The organism is Streptomyces sp. WAC06614 (assembly GCF_003949795.1).
GTDB lineage: Bacteria > Actinomycetota > Actinomycetes > Streptomycetales > Streptomycetaceae > Streptomyces.
Genome location: NZ_RPRY01000276.1, coordinates 1 through 9,327 on the forward strand (window position 1 = coordinate 1; position 9,327 = coordinate 9,327).

The following is a 9,327-nucleotide window of genomic DNA, read 5'->3' on the forward strand; positions in this document are numbered from 1 at the left end:
CGCCGGGCCCCGCCCCGATCCCGCAGCCGGGCCCGCTCAGCCGGCCGTAGCAGCGGCCACGACCGGTGTGACAGGGGCCCGGGCCGCTCGCCCGGCCCGGGCCCCCTCGATCCGCCGCTCGGGCGGTCAGTCCGTGGCGACCTCGGAACGGTCCCCGCTCCACAGCGTGTGGAACGAGCCCGCCCGGTCGGTGCGCCGGTAGGTGTGCGCCCCGAAGAAGTCCCGCTGGCCCTGGGTCAGGGCCGCCGGCAGCCGCTCCGCACGCAGCGCGTCGTAGTACGCCAGGGACGCGGCGAAGGCCGGCACCGGGATGCCCTGCCGCACCGCCGCGACCAGCACGGCCCGCCAGTCGTCCTGGGCCGCCGCGATCTCGCCCGCGAAACCGGCGTCCGACAGCAGGCTCGGCAGGTCGGGCCGGGCGTCGTAAGCCGCCTTGATCCGGTCCAGGAACGCCGCCCGGATGATGCAGCCGCCCCGCCACAGCGAGGCCACGGCGCCCGGGTCCACGCCCCAGCCGTACTCCTCGCTGCCGGCCTGGATCTGGTGGAAGCCCTGGGTGTACGAGACGATCTTGGACGCGTAGAGGGCTTGCTCCACCTGCGCCGCGAACGCGTCGGCCTCGGCGCCCGACAGCGGCGTCGCCCGCGGACCGGCCAGCTCCGCCGAGGCCGCCCGCAGCGCCGCGTGGCCCGAGACCGAGCGGGCGAAGACCGCCTCGGCGATGCCGGACACCGGCACCCCGAGGTCCAGGGCGATCTGCACGGTCCAGCGGCCCGTGCCCTTCTGCTCGGCGGCGTCGGCCACCACGTCCACGAACGGCCGGCCCGTCGCGGCGTCGGTGTGGGCCAGCACCTCCGCGGTGATCTCGATCAGGTACGAGTCCAGACGGCCCTGGTTCCAGGTGCGGAAGGTCTCCGCGATCCGCGCGGGGGAGTAGCCCGCGACGTCGCGCAGCAGGTGGTACGCCTCGGCGATCAGCTGCATGTCGGCGTACTCGATGCCGTTGTGCACCATCTTCACGAAGTGGCCGGCGCCGTCCGGGCCGACGTGCGAGGTGCACGGGGTGCCGTCGGCGGCCTTGGCCGCGATCTTCTCCAGCAGCGGTCCCAGTGACGCGTAGGACTCCGCCGAGCCGCCCGGCATGATGCTCGGGCCCAGCAGCGCGCCCTCCTCACCGCCGGAGATGCCGACGCCGACGAAGTGGATGCCCCGCTCGCGCAGCGCCCGCTCCCGGCGCCGGGTGTCCTCGAAATGGGCGTTGCCGCCGTCGATGATGACGTCGCCCGGCTCCAGCAGTGCGGCGAACTCGTCGATCACGGCATCGGTGGGCGCGCCTGCCTTCACCATGATGATCAGCCTGCGCGGACGCTCCAGCGCGTCCACGAACTCCTTGGCGGACTCGGCCGCCACGAACGTCCCCTCGTCACCGTGCTCCGCCACCAGCGCGTGCGTCTTGGCGGCGGTGCGGTTGTGGACGGCGACGGTGAACCCGTTGCGGGCGAAGTTCCGGGCCAGGTTGCTGCCCATCACTGCGAGCCCGGTGACGCCGATCTGGGCTGTGCTGCTCATGCGTGCGCTCCTGCGTGCGTCGATGTGCGGTCCGTGCCGACGCTACCGCGATCCCGCGCCCGATGGATCAAGGACGTGACGACGGAGTGTCAACTTCTCCTTGAGTGCGCCCTGTTGCGCCCTTGTCAAGGTTCTGAATCCGACGTTAGGTTGTGCGACTCCTGATGTCTTCCAGGGGGGCTCCCATGGGTGTACGGGGTCGACACCGCAGGTACCAGCCGAGCACCATCCACCGGGCTTCACTCGTGGTCACCGTGTCGGGAGCCGGCATGGCCCTGCCCCTGACAGGGGCCTCCCCGGCCGAGGCGGCGTCCGCGGACACCTGGGACAAGGTCGCGGCCTGCGAATCCACCGGCAACTGGCACATCAACACCGGGAACGGCTACTACGGCGGGCTGCAGTTCAGCCAGGACACCTGGCGCGCCTTCGGCGGTACGGCCCACGCCTCCCGCGCCGACCTGGCCACCCGCGAGCAGCAGATCGCGGTCGCCGAGAAGGTCCTGCGGGGACAGGGCCCGGCCGCCTGGCCGGTCTGCTCCAAGAAGGCGGGCCTGAAGCAGGGCGGCCCGGCCCCGCTGACCACGGAGCAGACGGCGCAGGCCAAGCCTCGGCAGTCGCAGGAGCAGCCGAAACAGCAGTCCAGGCCCCCGCAGCCCGAGCCCCAGCAGCCCGGGACCGGCCGGGTCGAGCCCCGGCCCACCGGGACCACGGTGCTGCCCAATCCGTACGTGGTGGCCCCCGGCGACTCGCTCTCCTCGATCGCGGACCGTCAGCACGTCGAGGGCGGCTGGCAGGCCCTCTACGAGACCAACCGCACGACCGTCGGCGACAACCCTGACCTGATCTTCCCGGGCCAGCGGCTGACCCTGCGCATCACCACCGCGCCCGCGCCCCGCGAGGAGAAGCCGCCGCGCACCGCCGACCCCGTCCCGCCGGGAGCGCCCTCCGGCCGAAGGACGGGGCCCGAGCCGGAGCAGGACAAGCAGCAGAAGCCGCCCGGGCAGGACAAGCCGCAGCAGCAGTCCCAGGACCGGCCGGGGACGCAGTCGGCCTCAGCACGGCAGCAGACGCCCGCCCAGGAGTACACGGCGCCGGTCGACGCCGCCCTGGGCACCCGCTACAAGGTGCCCGGCTCCTCCTGGAGCAGCGGCTACCACACCGGGGTCGACTTCCCCGTGCCCACCGGCACCTCGGTCAAGGCCGTCGGACCCGGACAGGTGGTCTCCGCCGGCTGGGCGGGGGCCTACGGCTACCAGATCGTCGTCCAGCACACCGACGGGAAGTACTCCCAGTACGCCCACCTCTCGGCGGTCTCCGTCAAGGCCGGCCAGCAGGTCTCCGGCGGCCAGCGCATCGGCCGCTCCGGCTCCACCGGCAACACCACCGGACCGCACCTGCACTTCGAGATGCGCACGGGCCCCGGGTACGGCTCCGACATCGACCCGCTCGGTTACCTCCGCGCCCACGGCGTGCGCATCTGACCCCCGCACGTGCGCGGGCACGGCCGTGAGCCGGACCAGGCCGGCCGCGGCCAGTACGCCGCTGGCCAGGGCCGCGGCCGTGCCCGCGGCCCCGTACCGGAAGCCCTCGTGGAACAGCGTGAGGCCGACCGCCGCCGCGACCACCGGGTTGACCACGGTCAGCGTGGCCAGCGGCGCGGTCAGGCCCGAGCCCCGGTAGGCCGCCTGCGACAGCAGCAGCCCGCCCGCCGCCAGCACCGCCACCGCCACCAGCTGCGGCCACCCGGTCCCCGGAGCCTGCCGAGCGAAGCCGTCGGCGACGGACTTGGTGAACACCGACGCCATGCCGAAGCAGACCCCGGCCGCCGTCGCCAGCAGCACCCCGCGCAGCACCGGCCGCTCCCTGCGCCGCGCGGCCAGGAACAGCGCCGCCAGCGCCGCCCCGGTCGAGACCAGCAGCAGCGCCTGCTCCCGGCCCCCCAGGACCGGCTCGGCCCGGCCGTCCCCGCCGGTCAGCGCCAGCAGCCCGGCCAGTCCCACGGTCGCCATCAGGGCCGCCCGCCAGGCGGCGGCCCCGGCCCGGCGGCCCACGCACAGCGCGGCCAGCGGCAGGGCGAAGACGATGGTGAGCGCCCCGAGCGGCTGGACCAGGCTCAGCGGTCCGTACGCCAGCGCCAGCACGTGCAGCAGCGCGCCCAGACCGTTCAGGGCGACCGCGCCCCACCAGCCGGGCCGGCGCAGCGGGGCGTAGGGCCGGTCCGGGCTGCTCACCGCCACCCGCTCCTGGACGATCGCGCCGCCCGCGTAGGCGAGCGCCGAAACCGCACAGAGCAGGACGGAAAGGGCGAGGCCTCTCATGTGTTCCACAATGCCGTGCCCGGGACCGCTATTCCTCCTCCTCGGGAGGGTGATCGGGGATACAGCGGTCGTCGTACACCGCGTCGTACCCTCCTCGGACGGCGGTACGCGCCGGGCCGGTACGCGCTGCTACAGGACGCTCGCGATGCGTGAGGCGGTCCCGCTCAGGTTTGGTTCCGGGCGCGTGCGATCCGTACAGTTCCCCCTTTGGGGACTTCCCGCAGGTGCTCCGCGACAGGCGGACGCGGACGAGCGATCGAGGAACGGCAGCGGCCATGACGGTGACCGAGACCGAAGACAACCAGGTGTACGGGCCGGGGATCGACCCCGAGCGGCTGGCGGTCTGCCTCAGCGTGCTCGAGGAGCTGGACAAGCTGGAGGTCGACCACCCCGACGCGATCACCGTGCGCCGTGCCACCGCCGGGATCTACCGGACGGTCAAGCAGCGCCGCCGCCAGGAGCGCCGCGCCGCCAAGACCGCCAACGACAAGGCCGTCACCGAGGCCACCGCGACCGGCTCCGCGCAGCGCATCGACGACGAGACCGAGGGCATCCTGCCCTCCTCCGTCACCGAGGCCGGCCGGATCGCCGGCATACTCCAGCGCCCGCGCTCCTGCTACGTCTGCAAGACGCGGTACGTCGAGGTCGACTACTTCTACCACCAGCTCTGCCCGAACTGCGCCGCCGTGAACCGCGCCAAGCGCGAGGCCCGCGCCGACCTCACCGGCAAGCGCGCGCTGCTCACCGGCGGCCGGGCCAAGATCGGCATGTACATCGCGCTGCGACTGCTGCGCGACGGCGCGCACACCACGATCACCACCCGCTTCCCCAAGGACGCCATCCGCCGCTTCACGGCGATGGACGACTCGGCGGACTGGATGCACCGCCTGGAGGTCGTCGGCATCGACCTGCGCGACCCGGCGCAGGCCGTGGCGCTCGCCGACCAGGTGTCCGAGGCGGGTCCGCTGGACATCCTGATCAACAACGCGACCCAGACGGTACGCCGCCTGCCCACCGCCTACGCCGCCCTGGTCGAGGGCGAGAGCGCCCCGCTGCCGGCCGGCGAGCTGCCCGCCCACCACGTCATCGGGGCCTTCAACTCCGGTGCGGTGGACGGCCTGGCGGCCCTGCCCCTGGGCGCGAGCGGGCTCGACGCCCAGAAGGTGGCCGACCTCGCCCTGGTCGCGGGCAACGCCAGCATCGAGCGGCACCTCGACGGCACCGCCATCGACGCGGGCGGCCTGCTGCCGGACGTGGTCGAGACCAACACCTGGGTGCAGACCATCGACCAGATCTCCCCGGTGGAGCTGCTGGAGACCCAGCTCTGCAACTACACCTCGCCGTTCATCCTGATCAGCGCGCTGCGGCCGGCGATGGCCGAGGCCGCCCGGAAGGCGTCCAGCGGGCGGGCGTACGTCGTCAACGTCTCGGCGATGGAGGGCGTGTTCAGCCGCGGCTACAAGGGCGCCGGCCACCCGAACACCAATGCCGCCAAGGCCGCGATGAACATGGTGACGCGGACCAGCGGCCAGGAGATGTTCCAGACCGACGGCATCCTCATGACCTCGGTCGACACCGGCTGGATCACCGACGAGCGCCCGCACTTCGACAAGCTGCGCCTGGCCGAGGAGGGCTTCCACGCCCCCCTCGACCTGGTCGACGGAGCCGCCAGGGTCTACGACCCGATCGTGCGCGGCGAGGCGGGCGAGGACCTGTACGGGGTCTTCCTCAAGGACTACTCGACCGCCAACTGGTAGGCCGGGGCCGCAGGCGCGGCCGGCAGGGGCGTCAGGAGGTGGCGCGGGCGTAGGCGCCCGCCGCCACCAGCTCCAGTACCGGCCGCCAGTCCTCCATCTCGCCCGCGTCGAGGCCGACGACCTTCCCCGCGTCGTCGGCCTGACGCAGGATCACCGCTGCCTGCGCCTCGGGGTCGGCCGCGAAGGCGGCGGCCTCCTCCTCGGTCATCGCCCCGCCCTGCGTGCGCAGCGTCAGCGCGCTCTGCGGGGACAGCGCCCGCTCCGGCTCGACGGCCGCCAGGTAGCGCTTGGCCGGCACGTGCAGCTCCACCAGCCGCGCCACGCGGTCGCCGAGCAGCGGCCGGACCGCGGCGGCGGCGTGCGCGGCGTGGCCCGCGTCGTCACCGGGGAAGAGCAGGTGCCCCAGGTCGTGGACGAGCCCGGCGACCTGGAGCTCCTTGTCCGCGGGGTGCGAGCGGCGCAGCAGCGCCGCGGTCTGCAGCCCGTGGTCGTGCAGGTCCACCGGGTCCCCGCTGCGGTCGGGTGCGTCCCACGCCCCTCGGCAGGCGCGGAGCAGGCCCATCAGCTCCGCGACCGTGTCCACCGTCGCCCGGCCACCCGCCACCACCGCTCCCTCCGTCGTGCGTCCTGGTGGCGCGAGCAGATCACGCCCGGCGACACGCCGACGTGCGACTTCATGAACGTGGGGCGAAAGTGGGGGAACCAGACGGATTTTACTCTCCCATCGAGCGGGGGCCTGCTCATATGTGTACTCTGATGCACACGGACGGCCCCACACGGGCCACGCTCCGTGTCGAGAACGACAGCGCCACCGCGCTCGGACGACCTTGTACCCCACCCGGCGCGGTACGCCCCGACGGGTTACCCGACACAGAGGAGTGCGCGGTGACACCAGAACTGACGAAGCACGACCAAGGCCTGCTGGAGTGCGAGCGGCGCACCCGCACCCGCTCCGACGAGCTGGGGAGCCTGGAGGTGTGGGCCCGCTCGGCGCCCATCCGGCTCGCCGGCTACGAGGACGACCTCGCCGAGCCGCACATCCTGCCCGGCATCGACTGAGGTCCCTCCACTCGTCTCGCCGCACCCCCGCGCCCCTGCCGGCCGCGGGGGTGCGGTGCGTCCGGGGCCGGTGGCGGCCGGGTCGGCTCACCCGGACGGCGCAGGGAAGGCAAAAGGTTGCGGCCCTCTACCGGCCGGCCTCTCCACGGGCCGGGTCCGGATCCCGGGACTCCGGGCGGCGGGGCTCCGCGAGGCGGGTCGGCGGGAGGTACTCGCGCAGCAGCGTGCGGTGCCACCAGGCGCCGGTCTCCCGCAGCTCCCGCCAGGTGGTGAAGCGGTAGCGGTAGAGCCGGGCGCGGACGAAGACGGGCGGGGCGTCCGGGAACGGGTTGTGCCGCAGGAGCCGCAGGGTGTCCCGGTCCCCGGTCAGCAGCCGTTCGACGAACGGGCCGAACCAGTCCCGCGCGTAGCCGGGGGACAGGGCCGCGAACCACATCAGCCAGTCCAGCCGCAGGTGGTACGGGGCGAACTGGCGCGGGGCCCGTCGCAGCTCGGTGGGTTTGCCCTTGAAGCCGTACTCCCGCCAGTCGCCGTCCTCGTACGGCACCCGGTCGGCGGTGCCCTCCACCACCACCTCGTCCCGGATCCGGCCGACCGTGCCGAAGGCCCCGTAGGTGTTGACCAGGTGCAGGGAGTCGAAGGACCGGTTCATGACCTGGCGGCGGGAGACCATGTTCCGCACCGGGTGCCGGCTGAGCACCAGCACCATCACGGTCACCGCGCAGACCAGGACGGCGTACCAGAGCGGCGCCGCACGGGAGGCCGCCGCCGGCGGCGGTCCGGTCAGGCCCGTGAAGTCCACGGCGGGCAGGGCGACGGTGATGGTGATCCAGTTCAGCCAGGCGAAGTTCCCGGACAGCACCAGCCACAGCTGGGTGGCCACGACCGCCCCGGCGGCCACCGAGGCCACCGGCTGCGGGGTGAACAGCAGCACCGGCACCAGCAGCTGGGTGACGTGGTTGGCCGCGCACTCCACCCGGTGCACGGGGCGGGGCAGGTGGTGGAAGAACCAGCTCAGCGGGCCCGGCATCGGCTGGGTCTCGTGGTGGTAGTACAGACAGGTCAGTTTGCGCCAGCAGGCGTCGCCGCGCATCTTGATCAGCCCGGCGCCGAACTCCACCCGGAACAGCACCCAGCGCAGCAGCCACAGCACCAGCACCGGCGGGCCGACCCGGGCGTTGCCCAGGAAGACGGCGAGGAAGCCGACCTCCAGCAGCAGCGACTCCCAGCCGAAGGCGTACCAGGTCTGCCCGACGTTGACGATCGACAGGTACAGCGCCCACAGCAGGGCCCACAGCCCCATCGCGCAGGGCAGCGGCACCAGGTCGCCGACCCCGGCCGCCAGGGCCGCGGCCCCCGCGGTCCCCAGAGCGGCGCAGCCCGCGAAGAGCCGGTCCGAGTAGCGCAGTTGGAACAGGCTCGGGGCGCGCCGGAACGGCACCAGGCGGACGTACGCGGGGACCGGCAGCATCCCGCGGCTGCCGATCAGGGCCCGGAACTGCAGGAGCGCGGTGAGGAAGGCGAACAGGTAGACGCCGGCCAGGGCCCGCTGGAAGACCAGCCGGCCCGTCCAGTACGCGGGCGCGGTGAACCAGTCCATCGCCTCCAGTATCGGCCGCCCGGGACCGCCCGAACCCCTTGAACGCGTTCAAGGCTCAGGTGTGGGCCGTACGGGTGAGGGGCACCCGTTCCCGCGGGCCGCCGGACCGGATCTCGGCTTGCGGGTGCTGCGCGCATGCGGCAGACAGGAGGGAGCAACCGGGGCGAAAAGGGAGATTCTCGTGCACGGACCGACACTCCGTCAGGCTTCGCGTCGTCACGCACCCGCCGCGGCAGCCCTCTTCGCGGCCGTCGGCCTGCTCGCCGCGGGCTGCGCCGACCCGGAGGACACCCGCCCCAGCGGCGCCGCGGAGAGCGCCGACGTCCACCTCGTACCGGTCGCCGCCGCCGGACCCGACCCCTTCACCACCTCCTCCGCCACCGGAGAGTCCGCCCCCGCCCAGGCCCCCGTGCCCAACCGCACAGGCCAGGGCATCCGCACGGTCAACGCCGCCACCCCGGGTCTCTACGGAGGCACCCAGCGGCTCGGCAGCTGCGACATCGAGCGGCAGCTCACGCTGCTCACCAAGGACGAGGACAAGGCCCGCGCCTTCGCCGAGGCCTCCGGGGTCGAGACGGCCCAGCTCCCGGACTATCTGCGCGGCCTCACCCCGGTCGTGCTGCGGGCCGACACCCGGGTCACCAACCACGGCTACCGCGACGGCCGGGCCGACGCCCACCAGGCCGTCCTCCAGGCCGGCACCTCCGTCCTGGTCGACGGCCACGGCATGCCCCGGGTCCGCTGCGCCTGCGGCAACCCGCTCCAGGCCCCGCGCACCGCCAAGGGCTCCCCCGTCCAGAAGGGCGACCCCTGGGCGGGCTACCGGGCCAACCAGGTGATCGTCGTCGAGCCGACCGTCCAGAAGGTCGACAGCCTGGTCCTCGTCAACCTCCTGGACAACACCTGGCTCGAACGCCGGACCGGCGACGACGGCGCCCAGGACAAGAACCCCCAGCACCTGACCCCCTACGACCCCGCCGAGGGCATCCCCGAGCGCCCGCCCACCACCCAGACCCCCCAGGAC

7 protein-coding genes and 1 pseudogene are annotated in these 9,327 nt (G+C 73.5%); 4 read left to right on the plus strand and 4 right to left on the minus strand.

Annotation, left to right across the window (positions count from 1 at the left end; all coding sequences use genetic code 11):
* Positions 1-126: 126 nt before the first annotated feature.
* The gene (gene gndA / locus EF918_RS27530) at positions 127-1,569 is read right to left on the minus strand and encodes an NADP-dependent phosphogluconate dehydrogenase (protein ID WP_125651631.1); all 1,443 of its coding nucleotides are present in this window, start codon (positions 1,567-1,569) and stop codon (positions 127-129) included.
* Positions 1,570-1,754: 185 nt separating this feature from the next.
* Here gndA and EF918_RS27535 point away from each other — a divergent pair, with 185 nt between their 5' ends.
* Entirely contained in the window at positions 1,755-3,050 is a 1,296-nt protein-coding gene (locus EF918_RS27535) for a transglycosylase family protein (protein WP_125651632.1), read from the plus strand.
* A 24-nt stretch (positions 3,051-3,074) separates the two neighbouring features.
* On the opposite strand, the pseudogene EF918_RS27540 reads toward EF918_RS27535, so the two are convergent.
* Positions 3,075-3,887, minus strand: a pseudogene (locus EF918_RS27540) (DMT family transporter); the annotation flags it as partial.
* A gap of 275 nt (positions 3,888-4,162) precedes the next feature.
* Between EF918_RS27540 and EF918_RS27545 the strand changes: the two are divergent.
* Complete coding sequence (locus EF918_RS27545; protein WP_125651633.1) at positions 4,163-5,644, plus strand: SDR family NAD(P)-dependent oxidoreductase; 1,482 nt, start codon at positions 4,163-4,165, stop codon at positions 5,642-5,644.
* Positions 5,645-5,675: 31 nt separating this feature from the next.
* Here EF918_RS27545 and EF918_RS27550 read toward each other — a convergent pair whose 3' ends face one another.
* Positions 5,676-6,206, minus strand: coding sequence for an inositol oxygenase family protein (locus EF918_RS27550; RefSeq protein WP_125651636.1), 531 nt, complete (start codon positions 6,204-6,206; stop codon positions 5,676-5,678).
* Positions 6,207-6,529: 323 nt separating this feature from the next.
* On the opposite strand from EF918_RS27550, the gene EF918_RS37285 reads away from it, so the two are divergent.
* Complete coding sequence (locus EF918_RS37285) at positions 6,530-6,703, plus strand: hypothetical protein (protein WP_185921943.1); 174 nt, start codon at positions 6,530-6,532, stop codon at positions 6,701-6,703.
* Between the two features lie 127 nt (positions 6,704-6,830).
* Here EF918_RS37285 and EF918_RS27555 read toward each other — a convergent pair whose 3' ends face one another.
* Positions 6,831-8,303, minus strand: a complete 1,473-nt coding sequence (locus EF918_RS27555; protein WP_125651634.1) for a lipase maturation factor family protein — start codon at positions 8,301-8,303, stop codon at positions 6,831-6,833.
* 181 nt (positions 8,304-8,484) lie between these two features.
* Between EF918_RS27555 and EF918_RS27560 the strand changes: the two genes are divergently transcribed.
* Positions 8,485-9,327, plus strand: an 843-nt coding sequence (locus EF918_RS27560; protein WP_125651635.1) for a DUF6777 domain-containing protein, incomplete at its 3' end; no start/stop codon positions are given.